Consider the following 14,919-nt stretch of genomic DNA (forward strand, 5'->3'; position numbering starts at 1 on the left):
CCGTGGCCCGTCAACTGCGCAAGGTGCTGTTCGCCACCGGGATCGGCCATTTTGTTGAATGGTTCGATTTCGGGCTCTACGGTACGCTGGCAACCATCATCGGCATGCAGTTCTTTCATACCAACGACCCGGCGACGGCGCTGCTCTCATCGTTTGCGGTGTTTGGTGCCGGGTTTGTGATGCGCCCGCTGGGCGGGCTGTGGTTTGGCTCCCTCGGGGACAGGATCGGACGGCGCAACGTGCTGGTCACCGTTATTCTGTTGACCTCCGGCGCCACCTTTACGATCGGTTTATTACCCCCCTGGTCGCAGGCCGGGATGTTCGCCACGGTGCTGCTGGTGCTGGTGCGTCTGTTCCAGGGGTTTGCAGCCGGGGGCGAAAACGCCGGCGCGACCACTTTTCTGGCCGAATATGCCCCCGCTGACCGCCGGGGTTACTTCACCTCCTGGACAGACACCTTCGGCTTTATGGCCTTTGTGGCCGCGTCGGGCCTGGTGCTGCTGCTGACTGCCGTACTGGGGGAGGCGGCAATGAACGACTGGGGCTGGCGCATTCCATTTTTGTTAGCCGGGCCGCTGGGCTGGATTGGCCTGTATCTGCGAAAAAATCTTGAGGACTCTCCTGAATTTCTGGCGCTCTTAAAAAACCGTCAAACGGAAGCAACACCCCTGCGCACGACACTCACCACCGCGAGGCGGGCGCTTATCTTCTGCATCGGATTTGTCGCCATCAAGGCGGTGATGCACTGGATGCTGCAAACCTTTATTCCTGCTTATCTGACGACGACGCTGCACTACCCGGCGCTGGATGCGTACACCATCACCACCCTTGGGCTGTTGGTTATTGCTGTGCTGGTGCCTTTTATGGGCTACCTGTCGGACAGGGTTGGCCGTAAGCCGCTGATGCTGGCGGGGTGCCTCGGGTTGATCCTCTTCGCCTGGCCAGCGATGAGGATGATGGCGAGCGGAGATACCCTCTCTGCCTCGCTGGGGCTGGGGCTGTTGGGCGTGTGCATCGCCATCTTTGATGGTGCCTGTAATGCGGCGATGGCGGAGCTGTTCCCCACCCGGATCCGCTATGGCAGCATCGCCATGGCCTATAACTTTGCGGTGGCCTTCTTTGGCGGCGTGACCCCGTGGTTGCTGGCCTATTTGCTGGTCGCGACCGACAATCCGCTGTCGCCCGCGCTGTATGTGATGGGGGTGGCGCTGCTCAGCTTCCTGACGGTACTGCGTGCCAGAGAGCGCGCCGGGCTGCCGCTGCGGACATAAAAAAGCCCGGCGGGGAAGGCCGGGCGAACAACAAAGCACAACAATTTTTGCATCACTTAACAGATACTTACTTCAGGTCGCGGCGCGCCATGGCGTTGACCAGATACGACTGACGCTGGCTGAGCTTCACCTCACTGCTGGCGTCATCTTCTCTTCTGAGCTGGAGCGCCGGGCCACTGTCCGGTGAACGGGTACGCTCAGCGTCTCCCGGAATTATCCAGCCGACATCATCACTGGTGCGATGATTATTACGTGCGTTACGAACTCTTCTTCTTAAATGCAGCATATAACCTCCGCATAATTCATCGAACTGCCTGTTAATGGCGCGGTATTTATACCGCTCTGTTCGCCTCAACTATATTGTCTGACAAAAGAGGTCAGACCGAGAATATATTGTGAAACTTACGCCGCTGGTTTACGACCACCGCCCCGGCTATTTTGTCCGCCTTTTTTTCCCGCTTCGGATGCGCGCTGCGGGTCATTTTTAAAATTCCCGCCGCTGCTCTGTCCACCTTTGCGGCCGGCCTGGGATGCACGCTCCCGGTCTTCTGCGAAATTGCCGGAACCGCCTCGATGTTTAGTCATAACATGTCTCCAGTGTTTCGTTGAGAATATTTACTGAGAGGAAATTAACCTCTTCAAATGTGTGCACAAATAAATGTAGACAGAACGGCAAAAAGTTCAATAAGCCATTCGGCGCGATTTTATTCGCGGTCTGCATATATTTTAGGCGTTTTCGACGGCGGGGGAGAATATATCTACGCTAATAAATAAGTTAGCAAAAGTTACATGCGGGCCGAATAATTTCAGCCTTAATTTTTACTGTGATGCAGATCCGGAAAAATAAGCATTATGTACATAATTAAGACAACTCTTAATAAGCCAGACCCTGCTTAACGGCTCTGCTCCAGTTCAACCGCCTCGCGGACCTGCATTAACGCCAGGCGTAAATTATCCACCGTTACCGATCCCAGGGCGATGCGGATCGCCTGCGGCACCGTGCCGGAGGTGGAGAAGGGCTCGGCGGTCGAGACGGAGATGTTGTTGTCCATCAGCGCCTTCACTACCCGATCGGCTCGGGCCTCGTCCGCGAGGGGCAGCCACGCAAAGTACGATTCGGGATGGGTGATGCAGGGCAGATCCCCCAGCACCGCTTTGAGGACGGCTTGCCGCTGCCGGGCGTCGCGTCGTTTCAGGGTTTCAAACCGGGCCACGGTGCCGTCCTGGATCCAGTGGCAGACCATGGCGGTCATGATCGAGGGGGTATTCCAGGTGGTGGCCCGAATGGCTCTCTCCAGCGCCGGGCGCAGATCCGGCGGACAGACCACCGCCCCGACCCGCAGACCGGTCGCCACATTTTTGGAAAAGCCGGTGACGTAGACCGTCCGTTCGGGGGCGAAGCTGGCGACAGGGGGCGGCGGGCGGCGGATCAGCCAGCCGTAGGCGGTGTCTTCGACGATCAGCAGATCGTGCTGCCGGGCAATCTCTGCCAGCGTCCTGCGCTGCTCCCGGCTCAGCACCCAGCCCAGCGGGTTGTGCAGGGTGGGCATGGTGTAAACCGCCCGCACGTGACGCCGCTGACAAAGCTGGCGTAGCGCCGTCAGGTCCGGGCCGGTTTCCGTGCAGGGAATGGCGAGCAGTTCCAGATGATAGAGCGCCGCCAGGGCCTTAAAGCCCGGGTAGGTGAGGGCGTCTACCGCCACCACGTCGCCGGGCCGGAGCAGCCCCATCACGGTGACGGTCAGGCCATGCTGAGCCCCGTTCACGATCAGCACGTTATCCCCCGAGGGTTGAAAATGTGGCCCCGCGAGGTGCGCGGCGACGATCTCCCGCTCGGTCTGTCTGCCAGCATGGGGCTGATAGCGCAGATGCGCTTCAATATCGCCCCCGGCGGCGACCTGCCGGAGCGCCTCCCGCAGCAGCTCACCCTGGCCCGGCAGGGCGGGATAGTTGAAGTTCAGATCCAGCACATCGCTGGCAACCGCATGCTGATCGATCCCCTGACCCGACGGCAACAGGATCTCCCTGACGAAGGTGCCGCGCCCGGTTTCCCCGCTCACCAGCCCCATCTTCTCCAGCTCGGCGTAGACCCGCGTCGCGGTGGCGAGGGAGATATGTTCCCGGGTGGCGAGCGTGCGGTGGGTGGGCAGGCGGGTACCTGCCGGGATCTGCGCCGAGCGAATCATCCCGGCGTAGCGATCCACAATCTCTTTGTAGCGCGCTTTCATCAAATGTATCCATGACAATAATTTGATTGTATTGAATTGGCGAGACTACCATCGGCTCCACAGAGGCTCAAGATTGGGAAGATAAGGGTAATGAATATTGCGGTAGATAAAAACGCGCTTTCAGGCTGGCTCAACGGCCTGCTGGGCGTTGTCATTTTCAGCGGTTCCTTGCCCGCCACGCGGGTTGCGGTGCAGGATTTCGATCCCTTTTTCCTGACCTTTGCCCGGGCCTCCCTTGCCGGGATGGTGGCCCTGATCCTGGTCCTCGGCTGGCGGGAAAAACGCCCGCCAGCCGCGCGGATTGTGCCGCTGATGATGGTCTCCCTGGGCGTGGTGGTCGGTTTTCCGCTGCTGACCGCCCTGGCGTTGCGGCATGTCACCGCCGCCCACTCGATTGTGTTTCTCGGGCTGCTGCCGCTGATGACCGCCATTTTCGCGGTGCTGCGCGGTAAGGAGCGTCCTGCCCGGGCCTTCTGGATCTTCTCGGTGCTGGGCAGCCTGCTGGTGATGGGATTTGCCCTTTCGCAAGGCGCATCGCTCTCCCTGACGGGCGATCTGCTGATGCTCGCGGCGGTGATCGTCTGCGGCCTGGGCTATGCCGAAGGGGCCGCGCTCACCCGCGAGTGTGGCGGCTGGCAGGTAATCAGCTGGGCGCTGATCCTGGCGCTGCCGTTTATGGTGGTGGCCTCCCTGCTGATGATGCCTGTATCCTTCAGCGACATCGGTATTCCAGCCTGGGCCGCGCTGGGTTATGTGTCGCTGTTCAGCATGCTGATCGGGTTTATCTTCTGGTACAAAGGGCTGGCCCAGGGCGGGATCGTCGCCGTCGGGCAGCTGCAGCTGCTGCAGCCGTTTCTCGGGCTGGCGCTGTCCGCCACGCTGCTGCATGAGAGGGTTAGCCCGCTGATGATGTTTATCACCCTGGGTGTGATTTTGTGTGTGGTTGCCTCGCGGAAATATGGCCGCTGAAGGTAGAGCTGCTCCCTCTCCCTGAGGACTATACGGGCCGGGAACATGCGATCTCGCTGTTTTGCGAGACACCTTCCGGTAATGTTTTTCCTGGCTTGTCGCCTCGATCTTCCCGCAGTATCTTTTTGTTGCGCCTGCAAAGGACGCTGTCATTTTGTGGTTCCTCTCGTTCCTGGCGTAACTTGTCGATTAGCCATTTGTCAAAGGCTATGATTTATTACTCATATCCCAATATGGGACTAAAGGATTGCTGAAGTCCCATATTGGGACTATCATTTGTGCATGAAGATCATCTCGGTGAAAATATTAAGGGATTTCTGGGCGGAGAACCCCGATGCTGAACAACCGCCAAGGGCTTGGGTGGATGAGGCTACAAAAGCTGACTGGAAAACCCCAGCAGAAATTAAAGTACAGTACCGCAGTGCCAGTATTCTTAAAGACAGGCGAGTGGTCTTCAATATCAAGGGAAACAGTTACCGGTTAATAGTTGCAATTGCCTATCAGCGTGGATGGATCTTCGTTAAGTTTATCGGAACGCATAAGGAATATGATGCAGTAGACGCGGATACGATTGACCTGGAGTAAACGATGAACATTAAACCTATCCGAACTGAACAAGACTATGAAGCGGCCCTGCGAGCGGTCGAACCGATGTTCGAAAATGAGCCTGCACTGGATACACCAGAAGGTGACTATTTTGAAGTGATGTGCCTTTTAATCGAAGATTATGAGAAAAAGCACTATCCGATTGAGCCACCTTCCCCGGTTGAGGCCATTAAGTTCCGCATGGAACAGCAAGGTCTGAGTGCTAAGGATCTCGAGCCAGCCATCGGTAAGTCGAATCGTGTTTACGAAATTTTGAACGGAACGCGGACTCTCACTTTACCGATGATCCGCCGTTTGCATGCTCAACTTGGCATTCCTCTTGAAAGCCTGGTGGGTGTGTAACAGCGCAGTAGAAGCAAAAAACTAAGGTGCATGGAGCCGTCCCGTTCATGCAGGTGAGGGAATACATCCATGCAACGCCCTGAAATTTTTACAAAATCAATATTCCCAAACACATTAATCACTTATAAGCGAAGCGGTTAAGCAATAAACAGCTGCCGCTCCCCCATGACTTGCCTGCGCTCTTCGCTACGACTACTGTATATAAAAACAGTATTCGAGGAACGAATCATGGTGTTTTACCAACTTGCAGCATTGCGCGAGGTGATCGCGCTACCCCTTTTCAGCGATGTCGTGCAGTGCGGCTTCCCCAGTCCGGCGCAGGACTACGTGGAACAGCGTATCGACCTGAACAAATTGCTGATCCAGCACCCCAGCTCAACCTATTTCGTAAAAGCCGCCGGGGATTCAATGATTGATGCCGGCATTGGCGATGGCGATCTGCTGATTGTCGACAGCGCCAGAACGGCGCAGCACGGAGATATTGTGATCGCCGCGGTGGAGGGGGAATTTACGGTAAAGCGCCTCCAGCTCAGACCCCGGGTGCAGCTTAACCCGATGAACAGCGCCTATTCACCGATTGTCGTGAGCAGCGAAGATTCGCTCGATATTTTTGGCGTGGTGACCTATATCGTCAAATCGGCGGATTAGCCTGCATGCAACGGCTCTTGCCCATCGCATATCGCTAAAATTTGCGCCCTCATCCACAGATGCCCGGGTGAGTTCCCTGGCGCAGGGCTGTAATACGCCTTCAGGGTGTACTGCGGTGTCGGGAAGGGGGGAGCAAAAACCACCAGATCGGAGCGGGAGACAATAAGCGGGGCGATCATTAGACTGGGCAGTTCAACAACGATCCGACGGCGGACCTGCTGACTTTCCAGATAACGATCGATCATCCCGCGAGTTTCCATCCATGGCCGCACCACCACATGCCCGGCACTCAGATAATGCTCCTGAGTCAGTGAATCCTGGATAGCCGGGTGACCATGGCGCACGGCAACCACATAATCATCGGTAAAACAGGTCATGGATTCGATGCCGCGCCGGGGGAGTTTTTGCTCCTCTTCGAACCCCAGGGCGAAGTCGACCTTACCCGACAGCAGATCGTCGTCGGCATTAAAATCCTGCGAATAGACAATCTTAATGGTGATGCCCGGTGCCAGCCGGTTTACGCGCGCCACCAGCGCGGGCAGGATCACCGCGGCGGTGTAGTCCGTTGCGGCAAAGGTGAATGTCTCCCGGCTTTTTCCCGCCTCGAAGTGCCCAGGCTCGTGCAGGCAGGAAGAGAGGCTGCCTAACGCCCCGGAAATCTTCGCTGCGATACTCTCTTTATTATTGCATAACATGCAGCGCAAACATGCCGGGAACAAGGTAACCTGTCGCCCACAACATAATGAAAAGGCAAAAACATGACCACTCCCGTATTCCGACAGGCAACCCCAGCTGACGTCGATCGTTGCTATGAAATTGAAATGACTTCCTATGAAGGGGATGAAGCGGCAACGCGCGAAAAAATAGCCACCCGCATTCACCGCTATCCGGAAGGCTTCCTCTGTATGGAACTGGAGGGCAATGTCATCGGATTTATTAATGCGGGCTGTGCATGGGAAGTGGTGATGTCCGACGAGGCGTTTAAAGAGCTGGTGGGCCACGATCCGGATGCGCCAAACGCAGTGATCATGTCCGTGGTGGTTCACCCGGATTTCCAGGGGAAAGGCTACTCGTCGCTGCTGATGCGTGAGTTCGTGTCACGCCTGAAGGCGATGAACAAAAAGACGATTCACCTGATGTGCAAAGATCGCCACGTCGATCTGTATGCCCATTTTGGCTACCGCTATATCAAGCCGTCGGCGTCCGATCACGGCGGGATGGCGTGGCATGAAATGATGATGACGCTCTGATTTAAACCGGCCGGGACGAGTATCACGGCGGTCCCGGAGGCGGATCACCTCAGAGAGAATTTTAATTTATCAATAAAAGTACTTACCCGGAGGGGAAGGTAACGTGTTGTCGGTAAAACGGCCCACACGGATAAATCCTGAGGGCGGGCATCAGATAATTCAATTTCAACCAGCGTGCCTTCCTGAATCTCTTTCATGACATCCCAGCGCGTTAATTGCGCAATACCCAACCCCAGAACACACATCTCTCTGACACCTTCCACATTATCTGATCTGAAACGACCCTCAACGCCGACGCGCAGAATGTCGCCATCACGCTCGAGGATCCATTGCGGTACGCTACTGAGTCGCAGACAGTTATGCTGCGTTAAATCCTCAACCGTCACAGGCTTACCCTTCGCGGTCAGATAGGCGGGTGAAGCACAAATGATCCGTGGATTACCGGTGATTTTGCGCGCGATAAGGGTCGAGTCCTTCAGCGGTGCAATACGGATAGCAACGTCGATACCTCTGCCAACGATATCAACCACGTCTTCGCTTAACTGCAGGTCGATGCTGAGCTTCGGGTTCTCTGAGAGAAGTTCAGGGACCAGCGGCAAAATATTACGCCGCCCGAATCCCGAGGGGGCTGTTATCCGCAGTAACCCTGAAGCGCCTTGCGTTGATGGCGAGAATAATGCTCTGGCGCCGGTCTCCGCATCAATGAGCGCCCGGGCATAAGGGATAAACTCCATACCCTCCTGAGTTAATGACACCGATCGGGTGGTTCTTTGTAAAAGACGCGTTCCGAGCGCCTGCTCAAGCGAGGCGAGTCGTCTTGAAACGGCCATCGCTGAAATACCCTGCCGTTTCGCCGCCTGTGTCAGGCTGCGCGTTTCGGTGATAACCAGAAAGAGGGACACATCCTGTAAATTCATGACGGCTCCGGTAGCGGAAACACAAAATAAAAAACCACATTATAACTAAAATCGTTATACAACCTTATCATTTTGGTCTGTTTATGGCCTTGCATACAATCATTATATTGTCTTTATGATTTAAACCTGTTCAGGAAAACCTATGAAGACATTGTCCTTATTCACGCCCGGTCATATCGGGAACGTCGCCTTAAAAAACCGCCTCGCGGTCGCCCCAATGACCCGCGTAACAGCGTCAGAGGAGGGCATAGCCAGTGAGCGCATGAAGGCCTATTACGAAGATTTTGCCCGGGGCGCTTTCGGCCTGGTGATATCGGAAGGGATTTATATTGATAAAGCCTGGTCCCAGACGTATGCCTTTCAGGCGGGATTGACCAGCCCGGAACAGGTTGCGGGTTGGCGTCATATTACTGACGCAGTTCATCAACAGAATGGCCGGATTTTTGCTCAAATCCAGCATTCTGGCGCGCTTTCTCAGGGGAACCATTTTCTGGACGGGACCGTTGGTCCCAGTGCCGTTCGCCCTGTTGGCAAGCAAATGACCTTTTATCGTGGGGAAGGTGACTATCCCGTTCCACGAGAACTCAACGAAGAAGAGATTCAGAGCATTATTGATAGCTTTGCCGATGCCGCATCCTATGCTGTTTTCGACGCGGGCTTTGATGGCGTGGAGATCCATGGCGCAAATGGTTACCTGCTTGATCAATTTTTCACGGATTACACGAATCAGCGTACTGACTACTGGGGCGGAGACATAGCAGGACGTCTGCGCCTGAGTCTTGAGGTTATCAAGGCTGTCAGAAAGCGTGTAGGTCAGGCGATCCCGGTGGGGATTCGCATCTCGCAGGGAAAAGTGAATGACTTCTTCCATAAATGGGCGAAGGGTGAAGACGATGCGCGGGTCGTATTTACGTTGCTCGCTGAGTCCGGGATTGATTATCTGCATCTGACTGAGTTTGAAGCATGGCAGCCAGCATTCCCTGAGAACCCACGCTCACTGGTTGAGCTGGCACGGAAATATGCTCCGCAGTTAACCATTATGGCTAACGGGAGTCTGCATGATGCCTCCCGGGCGCAGCAGGTTATGGATATGGGAGCCGATCTCATTTCACTTGGCCGTGGCGCGCTTGCGAACCATGACTGGCCTGAACGCGTGGCTGCCGGTGAAGCGGTACGTGAATTTGATAGCGCCATTCTGGGGCCCATAGCCGATATCAAAGATGCCGAACTTCCTGGGTGAGAGTCAATCCCGGGCCGGGCAAGCCACGCGCCGCCCGGCAATAGGCACGGTGGTTAATGTTAATGCGGACGCTTTGCATAAAGTATGGGAGTAATAACGTCAGCAACTGGTATAAATTTGCGTTGAACTTAACGTAAGGAGTTAATGACAATGGCCTTAATAAGGGCGGCAGCGTTAAAAGATATTCCCTCTTTGCAAACGCTTTTTCTCCAGTTGGGTTACCAGACATACCCTGAGAATCTGACGCGACACATTACCGAAGCAAATAACAGCTTCAACCTGTTAGTGGCGGAAGCAGAGCAGGGCGTATGTGGCGTGATAGTGGTGAACTTTATCACCCCTGTGCATGAGAGTGGTCTGTGGGCATTGATCTCCGCCCTGGTGATCAATGAGTCTGCGAGAGGAACAGGCATAGGCCAGAAACTCCTTATCGCCGCTGAGCAGCTCGCCCTGGATAAAGGCTGCACGCAGATTGAGCTTTCAAGCAGTGAAAGAAGAGTCAGGGCGCACCATTTTTATGAAAATAACGGCTATAAGGAGGTCAGGAAGCGCTTCGTCAAGCTTCTTGCTGATCCTCCTTCTGTGTGATTCCGGACGACTACGCCCCAAACGCCCCGTCGATGGTGTGCATCGCCCCTGTGACAAACGACGCCTCCGGGCCTGCCAGCCAGGCGACCATGCCCGCTACCTCTTCAGGACGCCCGTGCCGTTTGATGGCCATAAAGCTGTGCATCAGCTCCTTCATCGGGCCGCTCTCTGGATTCGCATCGGTGTCGATGGGGCCGGGCTGCACGACGTTGACCGTAATGCCGCGGGGGCCCAGGTCCCGCGCCAGACCACGCGCCAGCCCCTGCAGTGCGGATTTGCTGACGGCATAAGAGGCCATCCCCGGGACGGGCATACGATCGCCATTCACGGAACCGATGACAATAATTCGTCCGCCTTCCGGCATCTGCCGGGCCGCCTCGACCGCAGCATGGTAAGGCGCGTGGATGTTGATGCGGAACAGACGATCGACGGCATCGCTATCCTGCTCCAGCGCATCACCGAACAGAGCGATGCCCGCGTTAACGATCAGCACATCCAGCGGCCCGCTGTCACGCACCAGCTTTATTACCGCCTCCCGGTCGGCGCTGTCGGTCTGTACCGCCACGCTTCCGGTTTCAGTGGCGAGTTGCGCGGCGGCGTCTGGCGAGCCGGCGTAACTGAAGACAACCGACGCGCCATCGGAAACAAAGCGTCGTACGATAGCCGCGCCAATCCCACGACTCCCGCCTAAAACCAGTACCGATCTCTTTTGTAATGCAGCCATAATCTGTTCCTCATGATATTGTAGTGAGGATTACAATATTCGTCGGCAACGCGTGCCGTCAAGGAGTAATGTAGTGGTCACTACAAAAAATAGCCGTACCCCAGGGCGGCCTCGCCGGTTTGATCCCGAGCAGGCCATTGAAACCGCGCAGTATCTCTTTCATTCCCGCGGGTATGACGCGGTCAGTATTGCGGACCTGACAAAAGCGTTCGGCATTAATCCGCCCAGTTTCTATGCGGCCTTTGGCAGTAAATTCGGGCTCTATACCCGCGTCCTTGAGCGTTATAACCATACCGGCGCGATCCCCTTTACGGCGCTGCTGCGTCGCGATCGTCCGGTGGCTGACTGTTTGATAGACGTTCTGAACGAGGCGGCAAGACGCTACGTTGCCGATCCAACCGCCGCCGGGTGCCTGGTGCTGGAAGGTACCCATTGCAACGATCCCGAGGCGCGCGAGGCGGCGTGCGATCTGCATACTGCTGCTGAAAATAGCATTCGGGCTTATATCGCCGAACAGCACCCGCAGGACGCCGTTCGGCTGACGGACTTTATCAGCACGCTGATGTCGGGTCTGTCTGCGAAAGCACGGGCGGGGGATAGTCTGGAACGTCTTCAGGAAACCGTGCGGCTGGCAGGGCTGGCCCTGAAGCAGTTACTTCCGCGCGATGCTGGGCATACTTTCCCGGTGGGACACCGACATAGCGAGTAAAGGCCACGCTGAAGGCACTGGCCGAGCCGTAACCAATGCGCTCTGCGACCTCTGCGACCGTCACGCCGGTATGACACAACTGCTGCATGGCGAGCGTCATGCGCCAGGAGAGGAGGTAGCCCATCGGGGTGATACCCGTCATCTCCGTAAAGCGCTCAAACAGCGTTGAGCGTGATAACGCGCAGCTGCTGGCCAGCGCTTTCACCGTCCACCGCCTGGCAGGATCCTGATGTATCAACCGTATCGCCTGGCCAATCCGCGGATCGGCCAGAGCGCGCACCAGTCCGGGCGTGGCAAGGGTGGTGGCAGACCGGATAGCCTCAATAAACATCAGCTCAATAATGCGCGCCAGGATGAACGCTTTTCCGGATCGCTGCGCCTGCGCTTCATCTTTCAACAACCCCACCAGCAGCGAAAGACGCTTTTCATCACGCACAAAAACAAACTCTGGCAACAGGGAAACCAGCAGCCCCGCATCGGGGGATTCAGACATACAGTGGCCGACCAGCGCCAGCATTTCAGGGGCAGCGTGCGTATCGCCAAGCCTGAAATGCCTGTCTGCGATTTCGACGGGAGTGGTGTTTTCGCCTGGCGACGCAGGGGGAGTAAGGCTCGTCAATGCAAAGTGATACGCAGCGGGGATCAAAATGAAATCACCGGCATGAAGCGTGAGGGGAGCATGTCCTTCAAGCTCAAGGCGACACGCCCCTTCAAGCACCGCGCAGTAGAACGACAGCCCTTCGTCTGCACGGCGAACCCGCCAGCTGCCCGCACCGGTCACCGTTTTTGTCAGTACGGCTTTAAGCTTCAACATGGCGATCGCTTCGGCTAACGGGTCGCTCATTTCCGGACTCCTGCTAAAGAATAACGGATTTTTGAATATAGTCCGTCCGACCAGGGTTGTCTATTATTTGCTCAGGTCAACCCCACGCAGGAGTTAATATGAAAACGGTTATGATTACTGGCTGTTCATCCGGTTTTGGTCTGGAAACCGCGCGTTACTTTCTTGAACAAGGCTGGAAAGTGATTGCGACAATGCGCACACCGCAGGAGGGGCTCCTCCCGCAAAGCGATCGTTTGCGCCTCCTGGCGCTCGACGTCACCTCTCAGCAAAGCATCGATCGGGCCATCTCAGACGCTGGCGATATCGATGTTCTGGTAAACAATGCCGGTATCGGCATGTTAAACGCGCTTGAAGGGGTCTCCCCGGAGGCGGTGAGGGAGATTTTTGCCACCAACACGCTTGGCACCATCGCCATGACCCAGGCCGTGCTCCCGCAGTTCAGACAACGCCGGGCAGGCGCGATCGTAAATGTCACTTCTGCTGTCACCCTGAAACCTTTGCCGCTGCTGGCGGTTTATACCGCCAGTAAGGCGGCGGTCAATGCGTTCACCGAATCGCTGGCGCTTGAGCTTGCACCGTTTAATATCCGCGTGGGCCTGGTCCTGCCCGGACGCTCGCCAGCGACCCGTTTCGGAGAAAATGCGCAACGCATCATGGGGGAGATCCCTGCGGAGTATGCCGTGTTCAGCCAGCAAATCTTTCACGGCATGCAGGATGAGCGTGCGAAGGTGACCCGCCCCGAGGATGTAGCTCAGGCCGTCTGGCAAATGGCAACCGATCCGGATACGCCGATCCGTTTGCCAGCCGGAGAGGATGCGCGGGAGATGGCAGGGAACCGCGTTTAACGACCTGCCCGGCACATTTAACGGTTATCCGACATACTGATCTTATTCCCGATCATGTTATTGCAGGAGACCATCATCAACGGCTTCCTCTCTGTGGCAGTAATGCTGACAACATTGCTGCTCTTCAGCTTTCATGAGCCTGCGCACGCCGCGGACAAGCTTGTGGTGGCCGCAGCCTTTTTGCAAAGCGGCACAACCTCCGATCCCGTTGCCCGCGCCCTGCAACGTTTTGCCCAGCTCCAGTCTTACCAGGTGATGGTGCGCTCCGTCTCCTCGCAGGATGAAACCAAAGTCATCCGCTATAGCTACCGTAAACCGGGTCATGTGCGGATGGATTTTTCCACTCCACATGCCGGAGCGGCGCTCATCTATAATCCGGGCAATGGCAAGGTGAAGCTCTGGCCCTTTGGCGTAGGGACGTTCCCGGTTCTGAACCTGTCACCCACGGATTCACTGATAACGGATGAAAATGGTCATCGGGTGGATCAATCCGACCTTGGCGTGTTGCTGAATAACATTCGGCATCTGCAACAGGGGGGCACCACCACCACCCTCGGGGAGGCGATTGTCGCCGGGAAACCGACGCTGCATTTGTCGGTGGTCGGCCCCGAAGGAAAGACCGTCGATTCGGTTCATCACTATGAGATTTGGTTCGATAAGCAATCCGGATTGCCCATCAAAGTGGTCAGCTATGGACTGGCGGGCAAATTACTGGAAACCGTCCTGATGGAGGCCATGGCGATCAACGTGCGTTTCCCTCCTGATTTCTTCGCACCCTGACGGGAGACGTGCGCTATGGCTGACTATCAGTTTTCCACCATCTGGCGGGTTGAGGCTTCTGTCCAGGAGGTGTGGGATATTTTGTGTCATCCGGATTTGTGGCCCGAGTGGTGGGAAAGCCTGGTGCAGATCGTCGAGTTAAAGAAAGGCGATGTGCGGGGGATTGGTGCTCTGCATCGCTATACCTGGAAGGGCGCGCTCCCGTATCACATCACCTTTGATATTCACGTCTTAACTATTCAGCCGCTGTCCCTTCTGGAAGGAGAAGCCAGCGGAGAGGTAGTCGGGCGCGGCGTGTGGTCGTTGTCCGATCACGGGCAAGAGACGATTGTCCGCTATGACTGGGATATTCGCACCAACACCCGCTGGATGAACCTTCTTGCGCCGCTGGCTGGGCCCGTTTTTCGCTGGAACCACCATCAGGTGATGCGCGACGGCGCTAACGGGCTGGCCCGGAGATTAGGCACGCGTGTTGAAGTGTATGCCGGGTGAAAGACCAGGGAACCGTATCCTTCCGGATACACATCGGCGGGCGAAGTTGCCCGCCAGAATCGACCGACTATGAGCAATAAATTACAGGCCGAATACTGCCTCAATTTCAATTGAGAGGTCAGGTGAGAAGAGGCGGCTGACTTCCACAAGCGAACTGGCAGGCAGGTGATCGCCGTAATTTCGGTATAACACTTTACGTAGCGCGTCGATCTCCGCAAAAGAGGTGATGAATATAGTCACTTTAATCAGGGCGGAAAAATCAGTGCCTTCTGCGCTGGTAATTTTCCTGATTTGGCTGAATATTTCTTCAGCCTGCTCGGTAATACCTTCATGTTGAGCCGCTGTGCCAAAGGCAGTAAGGCCGGAAATATAAAGCGTATTGCCATGCTTTACTGAATGGACATAAGGCGCCTTTACTTCCCCTAATTCAGGATAATTCTTTCTTATTACATTACTCATGCGGCAG

The 14,919-nt window shown here is 56.0% G+C and carries 19 protein-coding genes and 1 pseudogene; 12 read left to right on the forward strand and 8 right to left on the reverse strand.

Going from position 1 to position 14,919, the window contains the following annotated elements:
- The first annotated feature begins 2 nt into the window (after window positions 1-2).
- Window positions 3-1,271, forward strand: a complete 1,269-nt coding sequence (locus tag M8318_RS06525) for an MFS transporter (protein ID WP_262661545.1) — start codon at window positions 3-5, stop codon at window positions 1,269-1,271.
- Between the two features lie 67 nt (window positions 1,272-1,338).
- On the opposite strand, the gene M8318_RS06530 is transcribed toward M8318_RS06525, so the two are convergent.
- The 3 genes from M8318_RS06530 to M8318_RS06540 all read right to left on the reverse strand — a co-directional run bounded on the left by M8318_RS06530 (window position 1,339) and on the right by M8318_RS06540 (window position 3,499).
- Window positions 1,339-1,557 carry a hypothetical protein gene (locus tag M8318_RS06530; RefSeq protein WP_262661547.1) on the reverse strand — a complete coding sequence of 73 codons (219 nt, stop codon included), beginning with the start codon at window positions 1,555-1,557 and terminating at the stop codon, window positions 1,339-1,341.
- A 116-nt stretch (window positions 1,558-1,673) separates the two neighbouring features.
- The gene (locus M8318_RS06535) at window positions 1,674-1,856 is read right to left on the reverse strand and encodes a con-10 family general stress protein (protein ID WP_039028538.1); all 183 of its coding nucleotides are present in this window, start codon (window positions 1,854-1,856) and stop codon (window positions 1,674-1,676) included.
- Between the two features lie 308 nt (window positions 1,857-2,164).
- Complete coding sequence (locus tag M8318_RS06540; RefSeq protein WP_262661550.1) at window positions 2,165-3,499, reverse strand: aminotransferase-like domain-containing protein; 1,335 nt, start codon at window positions 3,497-3,499, stop codon at window positions 2,165-2,167.
- A 90-nt stretch (window positions 3,500-3,589) separates the two neighbouring features.
- Here M8318_RS06540 and M8318_RS06545 point away from each other — a divergent pair, with 90 nt between their 5' ends.
- The 4 genes from M8318_RS06545 to M8318_RS06560 all read left to right on the forward strand — a co-directional run bounded on the left by M8318_RS06545 (window position 3,590) and on the right by M8318_RS06560 (window position 6,064).
- Window positions 3,590-4,468 carry a DMT family transporter gene (locus tag M8318_RS06545; RefSeq protein WP_262661552.1) on the forward strand — a complete coding sequence of 293 codons (879 nt, stop codon included), beginning with the start codon at window positions 3,590-3,592 and terminating at the stop codon, window positions 4,466-4,468.
- Between the two features lie 282 nt (window positions 4,469-4,750).
- A complete protein-coding gene (locus tag M8318_RS06550) occupies window positions 4,751-5,053 on the forward strand; it encodes a type II toxin-antitoxin system HigB family toxin (protein ID WP_262661554.1) in 303 nt (100 codons plus the stop codon).
- A 3-nt stretch (window positions 5,054-5,056) separates the two neighbouring features.
- Window positions 5,057-5,416, forward strand: a complete 360-nt coding sequence (locus tag M8318_RS06555) for a helix-turn-helix domain-containing protein (protein ID WP_106993044.1) — start codon at window positions 5,057-5,059, stop codon at window positions 5,414-5,416.
- Between the two features lie 228 nt (window positions 5,417-5,644).
- A complete protein-coding gene (locus tag M8318_RS06560; protein WP_106993043.1) occupies window positions 5,645-6,064 on the forward strand; it encodes a translesion error-prone DNA polymerase V autoproteolytic subunit in 420 nt (139 codons plus the stop codon).
- Here the strand turns inward: M8318_RS06560 and M8318_RS06565 are convergent.
- On the reverse strand, window positions 6,061-6,759 hold the full coding sequence (locus M8318_RS06565; protein ID WP_262661557.1) for a LysR substrate-binding domain-containing protein: 699 nt from the start codon (window positions 6,757-6,759) through the stop codon (window positions 6,061-6,063). The two genes, M8318_RS06560 and M8318_RS06565, sit on opposite strands and share 4 nt — an antisense overlap.
- Window positions 6,760-6,822: 63 nt before the next feature.
- On the opposite strand from M8318_RS06565, the gene M8318_RS06570 reads away from it, so the two are divergent.
- Window positions 6,823-7,314, forward strand: coding sequence for a GNAT family N-acetyltransferase (locus M8318_RS06570; protein ID WP_262661559.1), 492 nt, complete (start codon window positions 6,823-6,825; stop codon window positions 7,312-7,314).
- Between the two features lie 44 nt (window positions 7,315-7,358).
- Here M8318_RS06570 and M8318_RS06575 read toward each other — a convergent pair whose 3' ends face one another.
- Window positions 7,359-8,231, reverse strand: a complete 873-nt coding sequence (locus M8318_RS06575; RefSeq protein ID WP_262661561.1) for a LysR family transcriptional regulator — start codon at window positions 8,229-8,231, stop codon at window positions 7,359-7,361.
- A gap of 142 nt (window positions 8,232-8,373) precedes the next feature.
- Between M8318_RS06575 and M8318_RS06580 the strand changes: the two genes are divergently transcribed.
- On the forward strand, window positions 8,374-9,471 hold the full coding sequence (locus tag M8318_RS06580) for an NADH:flavin oxidoreductase (protein WP_262661563.1): 1,098 nt from the start codon (window positions 8,374-8,376) through the stop codon (window positions 9,469-9,471).
- Between the two features lie 150 nt (window positions 9,472-9,621).
- On the forward strand, window positions 9,622-10,059 hold the full coding sequence (locus M8318_RS06585; RefSeq protein WP_262661610.1) for a GNAT family N-acetyltransferase: 438 nt from the start codon (window positions 9,622-9,624) through the stop codon (window positions 10,057-10,059).
- 10 nt (window positions 10,060-10,069) lie between these two features.
- On the opposite strand, the gene bdcA is transcribed toward M8318_RS06585, so the two are convergent.
- Window positions 10,070-10,783 carry an SDR family oxidoreductase gene (gene bdcA, locus M8318_RS06590; RefSeq protein WP_262661564.1) on the reverse strand — a complete coding sequence of 238 codons (714 nt, stop codon included), beginning with the start codon at window positions 10,781-10,783 and terminating at the stop codon, window positions 10,070-10,072.
- A 73-nt stretch (window positions 10,784-10,856) separates the two neighbouring features.
- Here bdcA and M8318_RS06595 point away from each other — a divergent pair, with 73 nt between their 5' ends.
- On the forward strand, window positions 10,857-11,492 hold the full coding sequence (locus tag M8318_RS06595; protein ID WP_262661566.1) for a TetR/AcrR family transcriptional regulator: 636 nt from the start codon (window positions 10,857-10,859) through the stop codon (window positions 11,490-11,492).
- Here the strand turns inward: M8318_RS06595 and M8318_RS06600 are convergent.
- Window positions 11,416-12,336: pseudogene (locus M8318_RS06600) on the reverse strand (AraC family transcriptional regulator); the annotation flags it as partial. The gene M8318_RS06595 and the pseudogene M8318_RS06600 sit on opposite strands and share 77 nt — an antisense overlap.
- A gap of 98 nt (window positions 12,337-12,434) precedes the next feature.
- Here M8318_RS06600 and M8318_RS06605 point away from each other — a divergent pair.
- From M8318_RS06605 to M8318_RS06615, 3 genes are read left to right on the forward strand one after another with little or no spacing between them, the layout of a single operon-like run.
- Window positions 12,435-13,181 (forward strand): SDR family oxidoreductase, encoded by a 747-nt coding sequence (locus M8318_RS06605; protein ID WP_262661568.1) that lies wholly within the window; start codon window positions 12,435-12,437, stop codon window positions 13,179-13,181.
- A gap of 60 nt (window positions 13,182-13,241) precedes the next feature.
- Window positions 13,242-13,961, forward strand: a complete 720-nt coding sequence (locus M8318_RS06610; protein WP_262661569.1) for a DUF1571 domain-containing protein — start codon at window positions 13,242-13,244, stop codon at window positions 13,959-13,961.
- A 15-nt stretch (window positions 13,962-13,976) separates the two neighbouring features.
- Window positions 13,977-14,453, forward strand: a complete 477-nt coding sequence (locus M8318_RS06615; RefSeq protein ID WP_106993037.1) for an SRPBCC family protein — start codon at window positions 13,977-13,979, stop codon at window positions 14,451-14,453.
- 81 nt (window positions 14,454-14,534) lie between these two features.
- Here the strand turns inward: M8318_RS06615 and M8318_RS06620 are convergent, their stop codons facing one another.
- Window positions 14,535-14,912, reverse strand: coding sequence for a RidA family protein (locus M8318_RS06620; RefSeq protein ID WP_262661571.1), 378 nt, complete (start codon window positions 14,910-14,912; stop codon window positions 14,535-14,537).
- Window positions 14,913-14,919 lie beyond the last annotated feature (7 nt).

The organism is Leclercia tamurae, assembly GCF_025566055.1.
GTDB classification, from domain to species: domain Bacteria; phylum Pseudomonadota; class Gammaproteobacteria; order Enterobacterales; family Enterobacteriaceae; genus Enterobacter; species Enterobacter tamurae.